The sequence below is a fragment of the Pseudomonas sp. P105 genome (assembly GCF_032614175.1).
Lineage (GTDB): Bacteria > Pseudomonadota > Gammaproteobacteria > Pseudomonadales > Pseudomonadaceae > Aquipseudomonas > Aquipseudomonas rhizophila.
Map to the genome: position 1 here is coordinate 5,331,311 of NZ_CP126693.1, position 18,664 is coordinate 5,349,974.

At 59.2% G+C, this 18,664-nt stretch carries 15 protein-coding genes; 11 read left to right on the forward strand and 4 right to left on the reverse strand.

Annotated elements, in window-relative coordinates:
* Positions 1–121: 121 nt before the first annotated feature.
* From QOM08_RS23950 to QOM08_RS23980, 7 genes are all read left to right on the forward strand, one after another.
* A complete protein-coding gene (locus QOM08_RS23950; protein ID WP_047229026.1) occupies positions 122–1,723 on the forward strand; it encodes an ABC transporter substrate-binding protein in 1,602 nt (533 codons plus the stop codon).
* Between the two features lie 170 nt (positions 1,724–1,893).
* Complete coding sequence (locus tag QOM08_RS23955; protein ID WP_139049138.1) at positions 1,894–3,273, forward strand: OprD family porin; 1,380 nt, start codon at positions 1,894–1,896, stop codon at positions 3,271–3,273.
* Between the two features lie 75 nt (positions 3,274–3,348).
* A complete protein-coding gene (locus QOM08_RS23960) occupies positions 3,349–4,944 on the forward strand; it encodes an ABC transporter substrate-binding protein (protein ID WP_188250982.1) in 1,596 nt (531 codons plus the stop codon).
* 74 nt (positions 4,945–5,018) lie between these two features.
* Complete coding sequence (locus QOM08_RS23965) at positions 5,019–6,029, forward strand: ABC transporter permease subunit (protein WP_047229029.1); 1,011 nt, start codon at positions 5,019–5,021, stop codon at positions 6,027–6,029.
* A gap of 11 nt (positions 6,030–6,040) precedes the next feature.
* On the forward strand, positions 6,041–6,952 hold the full coding sequence (locus QOM08_RS23970) for an ABC transporter permease subunit (protein ID WP_047229030.1): 912 nt from the start codon (positions 6,041–6,043) through the stop codon (positions 6,950–6,952).
* Between the two features lie 10 nt (positions 6,953–6,962).
* Positions 6,963–7,931: an ABC transporter ATP-binding protein gene (locus QOM08_RS23975; RefSeq protein WP_076383541.1), complete on the forward strand. Its 969-nt coding sequence runs from the start codon at positions 6,963–6,965 to the stop codon at positions 7,929–7,931.
* Positions 7,931–8,911: a peptide ABC transporter ATP-binding protein gene (locus QOM08_RS23980; protein WP_047229032.1), complete on the forward strand. Its 981-nt coding sequence runs from the start codon at positions 7,931–7,933 to the stop codon at positions 8,909–8,911. Before QOM08_RS23975 ends, QOM08_RS23980 begins: the two co-directional genes overlap by 1 nt.
* A gap of 198 nt (positions 8,912–9,109) precedes the next feature.
* Here QOM08_RS23980 and QOM08_RS23985 read toward each other — a convergent pair whose 3' ends face one another.
* Together QOM08_RS23985 and QOM08_RS23990 are read right to left on the reverse strand one after the other, a co-directional pair.
* Positions 9,110–9,355, reverse strand: a complete 246-nt coding sequence (locus QOM08_RS23985; protein ID WP_139049135.1) for a hypothetical protein — start codon at positions 9,353–9,355, stop codon at positions 9,110–9,112.
* Positions 9,356–9,860: 505 nt separating this feature from the next.
* Entirely contained in the window at positions 9,861–11,444 is a 1,584-nt protein-coding gene (locus QOM08_RS23990; RefSeq protein WP_047229034.1) for a peptide chain release factor 3, read from the reverse strand.
* 289 nt (positions 11,445–11,733) lie between these two features.
* Here QOM08_RS23990 and QOM08_RS23995 point away from each other — a divergent pair, with 289 nt between their 5' ends.
* Genes QOM08_RS23995 through QOM08_RS24010 form a run of 4 tightly spaced genes read left to right on the forward strand, consistent with a single transcriptional unit; the run spans position 11,734 to position 15,243 of the window.
* Positions 11,734–12,492: an ABC transporter permease gene (locus QOM08_RS23995; protein ID WP_223194354.1), complete on the forward strand. Its 759-nt coding sequence runs from the start codon at positions 11,734–11,736 to the stop codon at positions 12,490–12,492.
* 25 nt (positions 12,493–12,517) lie between these two features.
* Complete coding sequence (locus QOM08_RS24000) at positions 12,518–13,420, forward strand: glycine betaine ABC transporter substrate-binding protein (protein ID WP_316912219.1); 903 nt, start codon at positions 12,518–12,520, stop codon at positions 13,418–13,420.
* Positions 13,421–13,435: 15 nt separating this feature from the next.
* On the forward strand, positions 13,436–14,089 hold the full coding sequence (locus QOM08_RS24005; RefSeq protein ID WP_139049130.1) for an ABC transporter permease: 654 nt from the start codon (positions 13,436–13,438) through the stop codon (positions 14,087–14,089).
* Positions 14,086–15,243 (forward strand): betaine/proline/choline family ABC transporter ATP-binding protein, encoded by a 1,158-nt coding sequence (locus QOM08_RS24010; protein ID WP_139049129.1) that lies wholly within the window; start codon positions 14,086–14,088, stop codon positions 15,241–15,243. Before QOM08_RS24005 ends, QOM08_RS24010 begins: the two co-directional genes overlap by 4 nt.
* Positions 15,244–15,246: 3 nt before the next feature.
* Here QOM08_RS24010 and QOM08_RS24015 read toward each other — a convergent pair whose 3' ends face one another.
* Positions 15,247–16,818, reverse strand: a complete 1,572-nt coding sequence (locus tag QOM08_RS24015) for a hypothetical protein (protein WP_316912220.1) — start codon at positions 16,816–16,818, stop codon at positions 15,247–15,249.
* Positions 16,819–16,868: 50 nt separating this feature from the next.
* The gene (locus tag QOM08_RS24020) at positions 16,869–18,314 is read right to left on the reverse strand and encodes a DUF2599 domain-containing protein (RefSeq protein WP_316912221.1); all 1,446 of its coding nucleotides are present in this window, start codon (positions 18,312–18,314) and stop codon (positions 16,869–16,871) included.
* Positions 18,315–18,664 lie beyond the last annotated feature (350 nt).

An 18,664-nucleotide genomic window follows, 5' to 3' on the forward strand; every position in this document is an offset into this window, starting at 1 on the left:
GAGCCAGGTCGATCTGCTGGCGCTGCGGCATCGCTGTTCGCAATGGATTGAACTCAGTGCCCGGACAGGTCCTGCACGGGCGCCGGTCACTGTTAAACACCCCATAGAGAGAGGGAGCGTCATGCGCCATACCTTGGTTTTATCCGCATTGCTGGGCACCGGCCTGCTGGCCGCCACTTCCATGGCCCAGGCCGCCGGCGGCAGTCTGGTGTTCTGCTCCGAAGGCAGCCCCGCCGGTTTCGACACCGCGCAATACACCACCGCCACTGACAACGATGCCGCCGAACCGCTGTACAACCGCCTGGCCGAGTTTGAAAAGGGCGCGACCAACGTCGTACCTGGTCTGGCGACTAGCTGGGACATTTCCGAAGACGGCCTGAAATACACCTTTCACCTGCGCGAAGGGGTGAAGTTTCATACCACCGATTACTTCACGCCGACCCGGGATTTCAACGCCGACGACGTGCTGTTCACCTTCAACCGCATGCTTGACCCGCAGCACCCCTTCCGTAAGGCCTACCCGACCGAGTTTCCATACTTCAACGGCATGAGCCTGAACAAGAACATCGCCAAGGTCGAGGCCACCGGGCCGCTGACCGTGGTCATGACGCTCAACAGTGTGGACGCCGCGTTCATCCAGAATATCGCCATGAGTTTCGCCGCGATCCTGTCGGCCGAATACGCCGATCAGTTGCTCAAGACCGGCAAGCCCAGCGACATCAACCAGAAGCCGATCGGCACCGGGCCGTTCGAGTTCAAGAGCTACCAGAAAGACTCCAACATCCGCTATGTCGCCAACAAACAGTACTGGGCGCCGGAGCGGGTCAAGCTGAACAACCTGATCTTCTCCATCAACACCGATGCCTCGGTACGGGTGCAAAAACTCAAGGCCAACGAATGCCAGGTCACCCTGCATCCACGTCCAGCCGATGTGCCGGCCTTGAAGAACGACCCGAAACTGCAACTGATCGAGAAACCCGGTTTCAACCTCGGCTACATCGCCTATAACACCCGTCACAAACCGTTCGACCAGGTCGAAGTGCGCCGGGCGCTGGACATGGCGGTGAACAAGCAGAGCATCCTCAACGCCGTGTACCAGGGCGCAGGGCAACTGGCGGTCAACGCCATGCCGCCGACCCAGTGGTCTTACGACGATACGATCAAGGACACCGCCTACAACCCGGAAAAAGCCAAAGAGTTGCTCAAGGCTGCCGGGGTCAAGGAAGGCACCGAAATCACCCTCTGGGCCATGCCGGTCCAACGCCCGTACAACCCCAACGCCAAGCTGATGGCCGAAATGCTTCAGGCCGACTGGGCGAAAATCGGCCTGAAGGTGAAGATCGTCAGCTATGAATGGGGCGAATACATCAAGCGCACCAAGAACGGCGAGCACGATGTCAGCCTGATCGGCTGGACCGGTGACAACGGGGACCCGGACAACTGGCTGGGCACGCTGTACAGCTGCGATGCCATTGGCGGCAACAACTACTCCATGTGGTGTGATCAGGACTACGACAAGCTGATCAAGCAGGCCAAGGTCGTCACCGATCGCGACCAGCGCACCGTGCTCTACAAACAGGCCCAGCAATTGCTCAAGCAGCAAGTGCCGATCACCCCTGTCGCTCACTCGACGGTCAACCAGCCGCTGAGCGCCAAAGTCGAAGGGTTCAAAGTCAGCCCCTTCGGTCGCAACGTGTTCTCGGGCGTCAGCCTGAACCCATAACTGATTAGCCATACAGCAGGGCCCCATTTGGGGCCCTCACGCAGACGTCTTGCCGAAATTCACCGTTCAGGCGTGGTGCAAACGTTTGCGAAGCCAAGATGAGTTGTAAAAACCGATAGCCGTATCACTAAAAAAGACCGGCATTAAAAGAAAGAAAAGGAGCGTTACCCATGAAACTTAGCAGCACCGCGTTACTGGCCTTGGCCATCAGCAGCGTCACCGCCACGGCGTACGCAGAATCGCAGAGCCAGGCGTTCAATCCGGTGACCGTCAAGACCACCAGCGCTCAATCCGAAGCCACCGGTTTCGTAGAAGGACAGTCGGTCAGTGGCAGCACTCGCAACTGGTATTCGAACGAATTGCGACGCCGCGGCGGCGCCTTCAGCTACACGCGCGACGGCGTTACACACAGCGATTCGCGCCGTACCAACTGGGTTCAGGGCACCATCCTGAACTACACCTCCGGCTTCACCCAAGGCACCGTTGGCTTCAGCACCGAAGTCGCGGCCTATAACGCTATCGCGTTGCTTGGTGATCACGATGACATCATGGGCGGTTCCAACCGTACCCTGGCGCACTCCGACGGCGACGCCGTCGACCAGTGGAGCAAACTGGGCCTGGCGAACGTCAAGGCGCGGGTTTCCAACACCACCCTGACCGCCGGTCGTCAAAACTTCAGCAGCCCGATGGTCGACGTCATCGGTAACCGTGCCCTGCCTTCGAGCTTCCAGGGCGTGAGCTTGCACAGCGAAGAACTGGAAAACCTGGCATTCGACGTCGCGACCTTCGACCGCAATTCTCCACGTACCGAGCAAAGCCTCGCCAAGTTCCGCTCCGAATACGGCAGCTCCTCGGCCGAAGCTGATCATGTGAACACCGCCGGTATCACCTACCAGCCGTTCGCCAGCCTCACCACCAGCCTGTGGGGCACCCAGGCCGAAGACCTGTGGAACCAATACTACTTCGGCGCCAGCCACGTATTGGGCGACAGCTCGGTGCTCAGCCTGACCACCGGCCTGAACTACTACAGGACCGTGGATTCGGGCAAAAGCAAACTGGGTGATATCGACAACAATACCTACTCCCTGTCGTTTGGCCTGACTCACCAAGCCCACAGCCTGACGTTCTCGTACCAGGAAGTGGACGGTAACGAGTACTTCGACTACCTGCACGAAACCAACGGCATCTACCTGGCCAACTCCCTGCTGTCGGACTTCAACGGCCCGAACGAGAAGTCCTTCCAGATCGCCTATGGCCTGAATATGGCTGAATACGGCGTGCCAGGCCTGAAATTCAACATCTATCAGGCTCGCGGCTGGGGCATCGACGGTACGCATTACAACAGCACCGGCTATACCGATGTGAGAGCCATGGACGGTGAACATCACTACGAATACGGCATCGGTGCGTCTTACGCCGTACAAAGCGGCCCACTGAAAGCCACCGCGGTACGCGCGACCTACACCACGCACCGCGCCAGCGAAAACCAGGCCGACGGCAGCCTCAACGAATTCCGTCTGGTCACTACCATCCCGTTCAACATTCTCTAAACCATCCACCGAACGGCCGACTCACAAGGTCGGTCGTTCGGTTTTTGCCATTGAACCGATTGCAGAGGATTGCCGATGAACATGAATCCCCTACGCGCAGCCATCGCCGCTGCGTTGCTGAGTGTCGCCGTAGGCGCCACGGCCAAACCCCTGGTGGTTTGTACAGAAGCCAGCCCGGAAGGCTTCGACATGGTCCAGTACACGACTGCAGTCACTGCCGATGCCGTGGCAGAAACCATTTTCAATCGCCTGGCCGACTTCAAGCCCGGCACCACCGAAGTGATTCCGGCCCTGGCCGAATCCTGGGACATCAGTGACGACGGCCTGACGTACACGTTTCATCTGCGCAAAGGCGTCAAATTCCACACCACCGATTATTTCAAGCCGACCCGCGACATGAATGCCGACGACGTGGTCTGGAGTTTTCAGCGCCAGCTGGACCCGAATCATCCCTGGCACAAGCTGTCGAGCGTAGGCTTCCCCTACTTTGAAAGCATGGGCTTCAAAGAGCTGCTCAAGAGCGTCGAGAAAGTCGACGAGCACACAGTCAAGTTCAGCCTGACCCGCCGCGAAGCGCCATTTCTGGCGGACATCGCCATGGCCTTCTCCTCGATCTACCCGGCCGAATACGCCGACCAGTTGCTCAAGGCAAACAAGACCGGCGACCTCAACAGCAAGCCGATCGGCACCGGCCCGTTCATTTTCCAGCGCTACAACAAGGATGCCCAGGTTCGTTTCAAGGCCAACCCGGACTACTTCCGTGGCAAGCCACCGGCCGATGCGCTGATCCTGGCCATCGCCACCGACAACAACGTGCGCATGCAAAAGCTCAAGACCAACGAGTGCCAGATCGCGCTGTATCCAAAACCCGATGACATCCCCAGCATCAAGAAAGACCCGAACCTGAAGGTGGCGGAACTGGACGCGATGACCGTTTCCTACACCGCCCTGAATACCAGCCACAAATACATGAGCGATGTGCGGGTGCGCAAAGCCATCGACCTGGCCTTCGACAAGGAAGCCTACGTCAACGCGCTGTTCGGCAAGGGCAACGCCACCGTGGCGGTCAACCCGTACCCACCGACGCTGCTGGGCTTCAATCATGATTTGAAAAATCCGCCCCGGGACCTGGACAAAGCCCGTCAACTGCTCAAGGAAGCCGGCGTACCTGAAGGCACCGTGTTCACCCTGTTCACCCGTAACGGCGGCGGCCCGACCAACCCCAACCCGATGCTCGGCGCGCAGATGATGCAGGCCGACCTGGCCAAAGTCGGGATCAAGGTCGACATCCGCGTGATGGAGTGGGGCGAAATGCTCAAGCGCGCCAAGAACGGCGAGCACGACATGGTTTCCGCCGGATGGGCGGGCGATAACGGCGACCCGGATAACTTCCTGACGCCTATGCTCAGTTGCGAAGCGGCCAAGAACGGCGAAAACTACGCGCGCTGGTGCAACGAGCAATTCCAGGCGCTGATCGACCAGGCCCGCGCCACAGTGAACCCCGAGGAGCGCACCAAGCTCTATGAACAGGCTCAGGTGCTTTTCAACCAGGACCAGCCGTGGATCAGCATGGCCCACACCCGAATGTTTACCGCAATGCGCAAGAACGTAGAGGGTTATGTGATTAGCCCGCTTACGACCAATAACTTCGCCACCACCCAGGTGAAGTAGATAAGAAAACGCCCGGCAACTCTTACCCAGGAGCTGTCGGGCACGCCTAACCGGCTGATGAGGTACACCTTAAGATGTTTAGTTTTATTGCCCGCCGACTGGGATTATTGATCCCCACGTTCTTCGGCATCACCTTGCTGACATTCGCGTTGATTCGCATGATCCCCGGCGACCCCGTGGAAGTGATGATGGGCGAACGTCGGGTCGATCCCGAAATGCACGCTCAGGCAATGGAACGCCTTGGCCTGAACAAACCGCTGTATGCCCAGTACCTGGACTACATCGGCAAACTGGCCCAGGGCGATCTCGGCGAATCGCTGCGCACCCGCGAAAGCGTCTGGACCGAGTTCAGTTCCCTGTTTCCCGCGACCCTGGAGCTGTCCATGGCCGCCCTGTTGTTCGCCGGTATCCTGGGCCTTTTGGCCGGGGTGATCGCGGCACTCAAGCGAGGATCCCTGTTCGACCACGGGGTGATGGGCATCTCCCTGGCGGGGTATTCGATGCCGATCTTCTGGTGGGGCCTGATCCTGATCATGTTCTTCTCGGTGTCCCTGGGCTGGACGCCGGTGTCGGGACGGATCGACCTGCTCTACGACATCGAGCCGAAAACCGGCTTCATGCTGATCGACACGCTGCTGGCCGATGAGCCGGGTGCGTTCCTCGACGCCCTGCACCACCTGATCCTGCCGGCCATCGTGCTGGGCACTATTCCGCTGGCGGTGATCGCCCGCATGACCCGCTCCTCGATGCTCGAAGTGCTGCGCGAAGACTATATCCGCACCGCGCGCGCCAAGGGCCTGTCGCCTTCGCGCGTGGTATTCGTGCATGGCCTGCGCAACGCGCTGATCCCGGTGCTGACCGTGGTCGGCCTGCAAGTCGGCACACTGCTGGCCGGTGCGGTGCTGACCGAAACGATCTTCTCCTGGCCGGGCATCGGCAAGTGGCTGATCGAAGCCATCGGCGCCCGGGACTATCCCGTGGTGCAGAACGGCATCCTGTTAATCGCCTGCCTGGTGATTCTGGTCAACTTCGTCGTGGACGTGCTCTACGGCTTTGCCAACCCACGTATCCGTCACCAGCGCTGAGATCAAAAACCATGAGTACTCCAACTACCTCGGTAGCAGTCGATCAAAGCCTGCTGTACCCGTCCCCCTACAAAGAATTCTGGCAGGCGTTTTCCCGCAACAAGGGCGCCGTGGCCGGGCTGATGTTCATGACCCTGATCGTGTTCTGCGCGATCTTCGCCCCGTGGGTCGCCCCCCATGACCCGAGCGAACAGTACCGCGACTTTTTGCTGACACCGCCGGTCTGGCTCGAAGGCGGTCAGATGCAATTTTTGCTGGGCACCGACGAACTGGGGCGCGATTTGCTGTCGCGGCTGATCCAGGGTTCGCGTCTGTCGCTGCTGATCGGCTTGTCGTCGGTAGTGATGTCGCTGATCCCGGGCATCCTGCTGGGACTGTTCGCCGGGTTCTTCCCGCGCCTGCTCGGCCCGACCATCATGCGTTTGATGGACATCATGCTCGCCCTGCCCTCGCTGCTGTTGGCCGTGGCGATTGTCGCCATCCTCGGCCCTGGCCTGATCAACACCGTGATCGCCATCGCCATCGTGTCGCTGCCATCCTACGTGCGCCTGACCCGCGCCGCGGTGATGGGCGAACTCAACCGTGACTACGTGACCGCCGCCCGCCTGGCCGGTGCCGGCCTGCCGCGCCTGATGTTCATCACTGTGCTGCCCAACTGCATGGCGCCGCTGATCGTGCAGGCAACCTTGAGCTTTTCCTCGGCGATCCTCGACGCCGCCGCCCTGGGCTTCCTCGGCCTGGGCGTCCAGCCGCCAACCCCGGAGTGGGGCACCATGCTGGCCTCGGCCCGAGACTACATCGAACGCGCCTGGTGGGTGGTGAGCCTGCCTGGCTTGACCATTTTGCTCAGCGTGCTGGCAATCAACCTGATGGGCGACGGTTTGCGCGATGCGCTGGACCCGAAACTCAAGAATGCCGCCTGAGGAGATTCCCATGTCACTGCTAGAAATCAAGAATCTCAACGTTCGCTTCGGCGACGCCACCGCCGTGCCGGTGGTCGACGGCCTGGACCTGAGCGTGGAAAAGGGTGAAGTGCTGGCCATCGTCGGTGAATCAGGCTCGGGTAAATCCGTGACCATGATGGCGCTGATGGGGCTGATCGAGCACCCCGGCATCGTCACCGCCGATGCGCTGAACTTCGATGGCAAGAACATGCTCAAGCTGAGCAACCGCCAGCGTCGGCAGATCGTCGGCAAGGACCTGGCGATGGTGTTCCAGGACCCGATGACCGCGCTCAACCCCAGCTACACAGTGGGTTTCCAGATCGAAGAAGTGCTGCGCCTGCACCTGAAGATGTCCGGCAAGGCCGCCCGCCAGCGCGCCATCGAACTGCTGGAGAAAGTCGAAATCCCGGGCGCCGCCAGCCGCATGAACGCCTACCCGCACCAACTGTCCGGCGGCATGAGCCAGCGAGTGGCGATTGCCATGGCCATTGCCGGCGAGCCGAAACTGTTGATCGCCGACGAACCGACCACCGCCCTCGACGTGACCATTCAGGCGCAGATCATGGACCTGCTGCTGGCCCTGCAGAAAGAGCAGAACATGGGTCTGGTGCTGATCACCCATGACCTGGCCGTGGTGGCTGAAACCGCCCAGCGCGTATGCGTGATGTACGCCGGCCAGGCGGTGGAAGTGGGCAAGGTCCCGGAGCTGTTCGACATCCCGGCCCACCCGTACAGCGAAGCACTGCTGGCGGCGATTCCGGAACACAGCATGGGCGCCGAGCGCCTGGCGACGCTGCCGGGTATCGTCCCCGGTCGCTACGACCGTCCGCAAGGCTGCCTGCTGTCGCCGCGCTGCCCGTATGTGCAGGACAACTGTCGTCAACAACGCCCGGCCCTCGATCCGAAATCCAACAGCCTCGCCCGCTGCTTCTACCCGTTGAACCAGGAGGTGGCGTGATGGCCGTCGTACTTACCGCCCGTGACCTGACCCGTCATTACGAAGTGTCCCGTGGCATGTTCAAGGGCCATGCGACCGTGCGCGCCCTCAACGGCGTGTCGTTCGAACTGGAAGCCGGCAAGACCCTGGCCGTGGTGGGCGAATCCGGTTGCGGCAAATCCACCCTTGCCCGGGCCCTGACGCTGATTGAGGAACCGTCCACCGGCTCCCTGAAGATCGCCGGCCAGGAAGTGGCCGGCGCGAACAAGGCCGAGCGCAAGCAGTTGCGCAAAGACGTGCAGATGGTGTTCCAGAGCCCGTACGCGTCCCTCAACCCTCGGCAGAAAGTCGGTGATCAACTGGCCGAGCCCTTGCTCATCAACACCAACCTGTCGGCCACCGAGCGGCGGGAGAAAGTCCAGGCGATGATGAAGCAGGTTGGCTTGCGCCCCGAGCATTACCAGCGCTACCCGCACATGTTCTCCGGCGGCCAGCGCCAGCGCATCGCCCTGGCCCGCGCCATGATGCTGCAACCCAAGGTGCTGGTGGCGGACGAACCGACGTCGGCGTTGGACGTGTCGATCCAGGCACAGGTGCTGAACCTGTTCATGGATCTGCAGCAGGAGTTCAACACCGCTTACGTGTTTATCTCCCACAACCTGGCGGTGGTGCAGCACGTGGCCGACGACGTGATGGTGATGTATCTCGGCCGTCCGGTGGAAATGGGCCCTAACGAGTCCATCTACAGCCGTCCGCTGCACCCGTACACCCAGGCTCTGCTGTCGGCCACCCCGACCATCCACCCGGACCCGAACAAGCCGAAGATCAAGATCGTCGGCGAACTGCCCAACCCGCTCGACCCACCGTCCGGCTGCGCCTTCCACAAGCGCTGCCCGTACGCCACCGAGCGCTGCCAGACCGAAGAACCGGCCTTGCGGTTGCTGGATAACCGGCAGGTGGCGTGTCACTACGCCGAGCAATTCCTCGACGGCGCGGCGTAAACCAAAAGGCAACACAGCACTTGTGGCGAGGGAGCTTGCTCCCGCTGGACTGCGCAGCAGTCCTGAAAAACAGGGCCGCTTCGCGCCCCAGCGGGAGCAAGCTCCCTCGCCACGCGTAATGCATCTGCGAACATGAAAAACCCCTGCTGCCCGGTCAAATATAGGATCGGGCAGCAGGGGTTTTTTGTTGTCTGAACCCTACGTCTGGCTATCACCCTCACCACCATCATCGGCATCCGGGTCATCATCAATCGTCGAATCGTCATCATCCTGATCGCCGGGTTGCTGTTCTTCATTGGCGGCAAGCATCAATTCGCCCTGCGCCACGTGTCCGTTCGCCGCTTGTTTTTCATGCTCATCGCACTCGGCCCAAGCCGCTGACGAACCGAGGGACAGCATCAGCAAAACCTTCAACAAAATCATCGCGCGTAGAAATGCGTTCATAGCCGATTCCTTTTTTTCTCTGGTTAAAGCCCAAGCCTGACGGCGTTCAAGAAACGCTGCTCCTGAACGGTCGGTTCCTCAGATAAGACGCCTATGTACAGGCAGAAATGCCGTCCGCTGACAGAATGGTTTCGCATAACGTTTATCCCGAACGGTTATGAACTGAGCCTACTTACCAACCCACCCCAGAAACCTTGTGGGAGCAAGGCTTGCCCGCGATGGCGAAGGCACATTCAACACCCCCGCAAGCTGACCCACCGCTATCGCGAGCAAGCTTTGCTCCCACAGAGTGATCTGTGCCGAACACATTTTTTTGCCCGCTGAAGTTCCTGTGTGGGAGCGAGCCTGCTCGCGATGGCGGTGGGTCAGCAGCTTTGAGATTGACTGACACTGCGCCATCGCGAGCACGCTCGCTCCCACCGGGGGTTGGTGGTGCCCAGTCGTTAAGTGGAAATAAAAAACCCCGCAGCTTTCGGTGCGGGGTTCTGGGTGTAAAGCTCAGCGCTTAGTGATGCTCACGTGTCGCACGGAAGTTCACATCCGGCCAGCGCTCTTCCATCAGCGCCAGGTTGACCCGGGTCGGGGCCAGGTAGGTCAGGTGACCGCCGCCATCCAAGGCGAGGTTTTCCACGGCCTTGTTGGAAAACTCTTCGAATTTCTTCTTGTCGCCACATTCGACCCAACGAGCGGAGTACACGGTGATCGGCTCGTAGGAGCACTCGACCTTGTATTCCTCCTTCAAACGGCTGGCGACGACGTCGAACTGCAGCACACCGACGGCACCGAGGATGATGTCGTTGCTGCGGGTCGGGAAGAACACCTGGGTGGCGCCTTCCTCTGCCAGTTGCTGCAGGCCCTGGCGCAGTTGCTTGGATTTGAGCGGGTCTTTCAGGCGCACGCGGCGGAACAGTTCCGGGGCGAAGTGCGGGATGCCGGTAAAACCCAGGGCTTCGCCTTCGGTGAAGGTGTCGCCGATCTGGATGGTGCCGTGGTTATGCAAACCGATGATGTCACCGGCAAAGGCTTCTTCCAGTTGCTCGCGTTCCGAGGAGAAGAACGTCAGGGCATCGCCGATGCGTACGTCCTTGCCGGTGCGCACGTGGCGCATCTTCATGCCTTTTTCGTATTTGCCCGAGCAGATGCGCATGAAGGCGATGCGGTCGCGGTGCTTGGGGTCCATGTTCGCCTGGATCTTGAACACGAAGCCGGTGAACTTCTCTTCCACCGGTTCCACGGTGCGCTCGTTGGCGACGCGGGCCAGCGGGCGCGGCGCCCAATCGACCACGGCGTCGAGCACATGGTCGACACCGAAGTTGCCCAACGCCGTACCGAAGAACACCGGGGTCAGTTGGCCGTCGAGGAATTCCTGCTGGTCGAACTCATGGCAGGCGCCTTGCACCAGCTCCAGCTGCTCGACAAAACGGTCGTACTCGTCGCCCAGGTGGGCGCGGGCTTCGTCGGAGTCGAGCTTCTCGATGATTTTGGTTTCGGTGCGTTCATGACCATGCCCGGCGGTGTAGACGATGATGTAATCGTCGGCCAGGTGGTACACGCCCTTGAAGTCGCGATAGCAGCCGATCGGCCAGGTGATCGGCGCGGCCTTGATCTTCAGGACCGCTTCGATCTCGTCGAGCAGTTCGATCGGGTCGCGGATGTCACGGTCGAGTTTGTTGATGAAGCTGACGATCGGCGTGTCCCGCAGACGGCAGACATCCATCAGGGCGATGGTCCGTGGCTCGACGCCTTTACCGCCGTCGAGGACCATCAGCGCCGAGTCCACCGCCGTGAGGGTGCGGTAGGTGTCTTCGGAGAAGTCTTCGTGGCCCGGTGTGTCGAGCAGGTTGATCATGTGATCGCGATACGGGAACTGCATGACCGACGTGGTAATGGAAATACCCCGCTGTTTTTCCATTTCCATCCAGTCGGAGGTGGCATGGCGGTCGGACTTGCGAGATTTCACCGTGCCGGCTACCGCAATCGCCTTGCCCATCAGCAAGAGCTTTTCGGTGATGGTGGTCTTACCGGCATCGGGGTGGGAAATAATGGCGAAAGTGCGGCGTTTCGCGACTTCGGCGGCCTGTTTGGTCATGGGAAATCGCCTGGCAGGTGATTCAAAAAAGGGCGGCGATTATAGCTCAACTTGTGCCAGGAACCGAACCATTGGGCACATCCGGGGTGGCCAAATGCCCCCTGACGTGGGAACCTTTCGCCGCGTGAAGACGTCCACCACCCTGATACAGCTGTTCGTCAGGGTCTGCAAAATCAGCAAGTTAGCCTGACGAGGCTGCGCTTATGGCTCAATTTACAGGCCGTTTTACCGGCACTGAACAGAGCTGCTTCTCGCGAACGTTTTCCCGGCAACCTTGACGGTTTGCCGCATGGGAAAGCGCGCGCCGACTGAAATACAAAGGAGTCCGCCTGTGGCTATCCGCTATGGCAAAGGGCTGACAGGGGGCGCGATCGTCGTCGCTCTCCTGGCCCTGCTGGTCTATTGGATCGGTATCGATACGATTGAGCGTTACCACGACGATTTACTGTTTTACCTGCAAGCTCACCTGATGCTCGTTGTGGCGTCCATGTTGGCGGCCCTGATCGTGGGCATCCCCGCCGGCATCGCCCTCAGCCGTCCCGCCATGGTCGGGCGCGCCGAACGCTTCATGCAAGTCTTCAACATCGGCAACACCGTGCCGCCCCTGGCCGTACTGGCCATCGCCCTGGGCTTCCTGGGTATCGGCAGCGGGCCCGCCATCTTCGCCCTGTTCCTCGCCTCGCTGCTGCCCATCGTGCGCAACACCTACGAAGGCCTGAAAAACGTTCAGGGCTCCCTCAAGGAAGCCGCCGTCGGCATCGGCATGACCCCGCGCCAGGTACTGTGGAAAGTCGAACTGCCCAACGCCGTGCCGATCATCATCGGAGGCGTGCGGGTGGCACTGGCGATCAACGTCGGCACCGCCCCCCTGGCGTTCCTGATCGGCGCCAACAGCCTTGGCAGCCTGATCTTCCCCGGCATCGCCTTGAACAATCAGCCGCAACTGCTGCTCGGCGCGGTATGCACCGCTCTGCTGGCTTTGCTGCTCGACGGCCTGGTGACACTGGCCAGCCGCCTCTGGCTGGAACGCGGTCTGCGAGCGGCATAGACCCGGCTGCAATAAAGGAATCGTTATGAAGAAGTTGAGCTTGATACTGGGCTGCGTCCTGCTGTTCGCAGGTTTTGCCCAGGCCGCTGAAAAACCGCTGATTCGCCTCGGCGCCCGAGTGTTTACCGAGCAGACGCTGCTGGCAGAAATCACCGCCCAATACCTGCGCGGCAAAGGCTACGACGCGCAGATCACTGGCGGACTTGGCAGCAACCTAGCCCGCAGCGCCCAGGAAAGTGGACAACTGGACCTGCTCTGGGAGTACACCGGCGTGTCGTTGGTGTCCTACAACCACATCACGGAGAAACTTGACAGCGCCCAGTCCTACGCCCGAGTGAAAGAAATCGATGCAAAAAAAGGCCTGACCTGGCTGACACCGTCGAAATTCAGTAACACCTATGCCCTGGCCTTGCCGGAAAAAATCGCGCAGCAATATCCACAGATCAACACCATCAGCCAATTGAACACCGTGTTACAGGCCGAGGCCGATGAACATCACCTGGTGGCCCTGGACACCGAGTTCGCCAACCGTTCCGACGGGCTGGATGGCATGGTCGAGCTGTACGGCATGAACCTGACCCGCGAGAACATCCGGCAAATGGACGCGGGTCTGGTCTACACCGCCCTGCGCAACGGCCAGGTATTCGCCGGCCTGGTGTACACCACCGACGGACGTCTGAGCGCGTTCAAACTCAAACTGCTGGAAGACGACAAGCAGTACTTCCCGGACTACACCGCCGCGCCCGTGGTGCGCCAGACGACTCTGGATGCAAATCCACAACTGGCCGCGCAGCTCAAACCCCTGGCCGAACTGTTTGACGATGAAACCATGCGCCAGCTCAACGCCCGCGTAGACGTCAACCACGAAAGCCCTTCCGCCGTTGCCGCCGATTTCCTGCGCCAGCATTCCCTGCTCTCAACCCAATGACCTGGAGGAAAAGCCATGGATTTTCTTGACGCCTTTTCCCATCTGGACTGGCCGCTGGTGCTGCACCTGACCTTGCAGCACATCACCCTCGTGGGCATCGCCGTGACCCTGGCGATCGTGGTCGGCGTGCCGCTGGGCATTTTCATGACCCGCTTTCCGGCCCTCGCCGGCCCATTGCAGGCCAGCGCCACGGTACTGCTGACCATTCCGTCGATCGCCTTGTTCGGCCTGCTGCTGCCGGTCTATTCCACGTTCGGCCAAGGCCTGGGGCCGATGCCGGCGATCACCGCGGTGTTCCTCTATTCCCTGCTACCGATCATGCGCAACACCTATCTGGCCCTGACCGGCGTGGAACCGGGCATCCGCGAAGCCGCCCGTGGCATCGGCATGACCTTCGGCCAGCGCCTGCGCATGGTCGAGCTGCCCATCGCCGTACCGGTGATCCTGGCCGGCGTGCGCACCGCCGTGGTCATGAACATCGGTGTCATGACCATCGCCGCCACCATCGGTGCCGGTGGCCTGGGCGTACTCATCCTCGCTTCCATCAGCCGCAGCGACATGTCGATGCTGATCGTCGGCGCCGTGCTGGTCAGTCTCCTGGCCATCTTCGCCGACCTGCTTCTGCAATGGCTGCAACGCTCGCTGACCCCAAAAGGACTCCTCAAATGATCGAACTTCAAAACCTCAGCAAAACCTTCAAAAGCAACGGCAAGGACGTCAAGGCCGTGGACTCGGTGAGCCTGACCGTCAACGAAGGCGAGATCTGCGTGTTCCTCGGGCCATCGGGCTGTGGCAAAAGCACCACGCTGAAGATGATCAACCGCCTGATCGCGCCCACTTCGGGCAAGGTCTTGATCAACGGCGAAGACACCACCGGCCTGGACGAAGTGACCCTGCGTCGCAACATCGGCTATGTGATCCAGCAGATCGGCCTGTTCCCGAACATGACCATCGAGGAAAACATCACTGTGGTCCCGCGCCTGCTGGGCTGGGACAAGCAGAAATGCCACGACCGCGCCCGCGAATTGATGAGCATGATCAAGCTCGAACCCAAGCAGTACCTGCATCGCTACCCCCGTGAACTGTCGGGCGGCCAGCAGCAACGGATCGGCGTGATCCGCGCACTGGCGGCCGATGCGCCGCTGTTGCTGATGGATGAACCCTTCGGCGCGGTGGACCCGATCAACCGCGAGATGATCCAGAACGAGTTCTTCGAGATGCAACGGGCACTGAACAAGACCGTGATCATGGTCAGCCACGACATCGACGAAGCCATCAAGCTGGGCGACAAGATTGCGATCTTCCGCGCCGGCAAGCTGATCCAGTTCGATCACCCCGACACACTGCTGGCGCATCCTGCCGACGAGTTCGTGAGCAACTTTGTCGGCCAGGACAGCACACTCAAGCGCTTGTTGCTGGTCCGCGCTGAAGACGCGGCGGACAATGCGCCATCGGTCAGCCCCGAGACACCGGTGGCCGAGGCGCTGGAGTTGATGGACGAACATGATCGTCGCTACCTGGTAGTGACCTGCGCCGAGAACAAGGCCCTGGGCTTTGTACGACGCCGCGACTTACACCGTCAGACCGGCGCCTGCTCGCAGTACCTGAGCGAATTCAACGCCACAGCGGCGTACGACGAACACCTGCGGATCCTGTTGTCGCGCATGTACGAGTTCAACCGTTCGTGGCTGCCGGTGATGGATGCCGAGCGGGTATTCCTCGGGGAGGTGACCCAGGAATCGATTGCCGAGTACCTGAGCTCTGGCAAGTCCCGTGGGGGTAAGACCAGTATTGTTTCGCCAGCCGAGACAGCGTTGGCCTGACGTTTATAGCTGGACCCGGAGCACTTGGGAAAACAACCACTGCGGGCTGAGTTTGGTAAACACCGAATAATTGATCAGTACCGTTTTTCCCTTGTGTTTCGAGACCCAGGTCGGGTCAAGAACGAAAGAGTTGGGCTTACCGGCCGTAACCAGCTGATGGGCCGTATCAAGGAGGGTTTCCCCCACGACACGTACGCGCAGGGTCGAGCCCGACGGAGCTGGAGCGTTGACCGTGACTGTCCCCGAGGCATAACTGGGTGCCGGAAGCACCAGCGCCTGGGGATCGATGGTCAGAAACCGCCCCCCAGACTCCAGGGTTTCACCGGCACCGCTTTTCTTGATGGTGTAGCTCACCGGTACGGTGAGCCCGATGCTATCGACGACCTCAGTGCGGGGAATCAGCACCTGTTTGTTCGCGGGAAGCTCGCCGTATGCGACCGGCGGACTGCTGTATGGCACGCGGCCTCCCCACCGAACGCTCAAGATATCGGAGGCGGCAATTGCTTCGGTGGGCAATTGCACGATGAGGTACTCATCTCTATAGATATCCTTAGTGTTCAGACGGTCGCCAGAGACTGTGCTGTAAGCCTTGGGAATGGTGGGTGCAGCAAAAGCGGGCATCGGGATAACCGGGGAGATCGCCTGGTCCGCACTCACATATTGGAAACTGAAATGACCTTGTGGGCTGGGAGGCAATGTGACGCGAACGATGGGGATAAAAAGACCGTTGGTGCGCTCATGATATTTTTTTTGGTCGATTCGGGAGGCTTCCAGATCGTTTGAGCCGGTGATCCAGAAAAACGCCTGGATGGGCAGCGCAGCCGGATTTTTTTCTGGCCAGGCTTCGATGCGAAGCTCGTTGTGATTCTTGAAATTAAAATCGGCGCCCCCTGCCTCAAGCTCAACAAGTTTTCTGACTTGCAATCCCGCATTGAAGTTAGCCACAGCTTGCTCATTCAACGCATCGTTGAGCATCCACGCGCAACTGGCAGGATTTCCGTAACTGACCCTTCGAAAATGGGTCAGCCAGGCCCTGGCAGTGAAAATATTCTGTTCATTACAGGGTTTACTCAGGGGATAGACGAACTGAGTAATGCTGTCACGGCAACCGCGGGCGCCCGGTTTGCTGCGATAGATCGTCGCGCCATCGTAGGGAAAATAGCAGATGATCGAGGGCTTTATTTTTCCCTGCGGAGCCCGGAGGGTGGGATAAAAAATATAGCCATGCCGGGCTTCGTTGTTGCCCCATGGCGCACCACCGAACTTGGCGTCGGCCCTCAGGTAGGAAAATGAAACCGCGCCGCTGGTCCTGGAAAATTCGCTATGGTCCCAAGGATCGAAGTTTCCTGCGTTGGTTGTGCGTGCCACGACACCCGTGCATAAAAAAGCAGGTGCCGTGGCAGCGCCACAGTTGACCGCGGTGTCGTAGTAGTTGCGGGTCAAGGCGGCTGCGGTTGCTTCTCCTGATTGCACGCTCGTGTCCACGAGTGCTTCGCTAAAGGACAGCGGCGAAACACAAAGACTGCCCAGTAGAATCAGCAGCTTTGCTGATTTTTTAAGCGTGAGAGTTGCCATGTTCGTCGTCTTGAGTATCCCGGTCGGGTCAGCAGGCTGATCTGACCCTTTCAATGAGGATTACACCGGTTATCACCCGGCAATTTAATAATCACATCGTGGGCCACATAGGGACGAGCGGGCTCAAGGCTCCACGTAGGTTTATTCTCGGCGATATCGGGGGAATCAAGATGGCAGGCCAACTGACGGCGCATGCTGCTGCCCATGTTATCGAAATTCCAGTCCTTGCGATTCGGATCAAGGGCAGCAGCCTTGATCGCCAGCTCGGCCAGCACGACATTGGTTTTCCCTACGCCGGCTTTTCTTCCGCAGGCCGTGGGCGTGACCTTAAGCGATGAAATTTTTCCCAATACGGGTTCTACATAATTGTTATCCCACTCGATCTTTTCTATGTAGTTATCGCAGGAACGACTATCCACCGGGGGTTGAACATGTTGATCGGCGGGATAGTAAGCAAATTTCGCGTCCTCAGCGATCGAGTTCGGAAATTGTATTTTTATGATCGGCTTCCACGTATTGTCTTGCTCTACCCATCGGCGCTGATCATCTCGAGCAAACTCACGAGACGTAAAAGTCTTTGTAGTTCTGTCAATGTAATCAATACCACTCTCATAAATAAAAGCAGCGATAGGGAGCTCCAGGTACGTGGCTTTTGCTGAGTCGCTGTCACTGGCGACAGGCGCATCAAACTTCACCCGTGCCTGACTGCCCCAGTCCCTTTTCCAGTGTTTATTAGGTGGCCAGGTTTCAATTCGCAGCTCCGACTGGGTATGGATCGCATCGTCCTTTTCCTCAAGATCATTGGCCAAAATTTTTCGTGCTTCGACAAACGTATTGAATGCATCAGCCTTGTTGTAGGTACCGAAGTAGTCTCTCGTGGTATCAAAGCCGCATTGAAACTTGTGCGCTTTCGTGGCTTCAGGGTCTCGGGTTTGACGGTCATAGTGCTCCATCCACGCCTTGGCATTGCTGATGCCCAGCTTCTGGCAATAGTCCTCGACAACGCCGAGGGAGTTCCCGTTCTCCTGATAATCGCCGCAGCCGCTGTTGTTTCGATAATTCGTCCAGGAATCAATAGGAAAGGCACACAATACTTTGATTTTGAATTGCGTCTTTTCATTCACAAAATCATTGGGCACCAAGGCAAAGCCATTGAACCTGAGCATACCCAGCCCATTGTACTCAACATCTTTTCTTAAATATGAAACCGATGTACCTCCGGCCGCTATACCGGTGCCCCCCGCTTCCAGGCTCTGCGATAACGGACTGGGATCCCACGGCAAATAACTCTGTTTACTGGCGATCCCTCGAAGTATCAAGCCAGAGCAATCAGACGCCAACCTGCCACTTCCACAATCCCGTGCGGTCAATCGATACCAGTACTCCATCAATTTGGCCGTATCGGTGCCAGGGCTTGCCTGCAACAGGCTGGAGCCCGATACAAAACCGAGAAACAAAGAAATGTTTAATATCCGTATGACCCGACGCTTGCGCATGACTCTCTCCTAGAGCTTTTCATCGCTCAGCTCAATCAGTTATGCAATCCCGCCTAATAACCTGCGTTCCCGGCATAAACCCAACACCGGTTTTATTCAGCGGCGAGTACAACTGGAGTCTTGAGTATTCGATGATCGCTTCGTCGCGCCCACTGTCGACACTTACAGTTTTTTAGATCTGTTTAAACGATTTCCTCATAACCGGCCGCCAATCAGTCAACAAATGATCTGCCATGAAACGCCCTTCCAAGCTGCCATGTGCAAATGGCCAGCCTGGAGGCCTGTGTCGCATTGCCGAGGAACATCTGACTGTCACACAGGTCGGTTACATCAGGAGCTGTCGCGGGCCG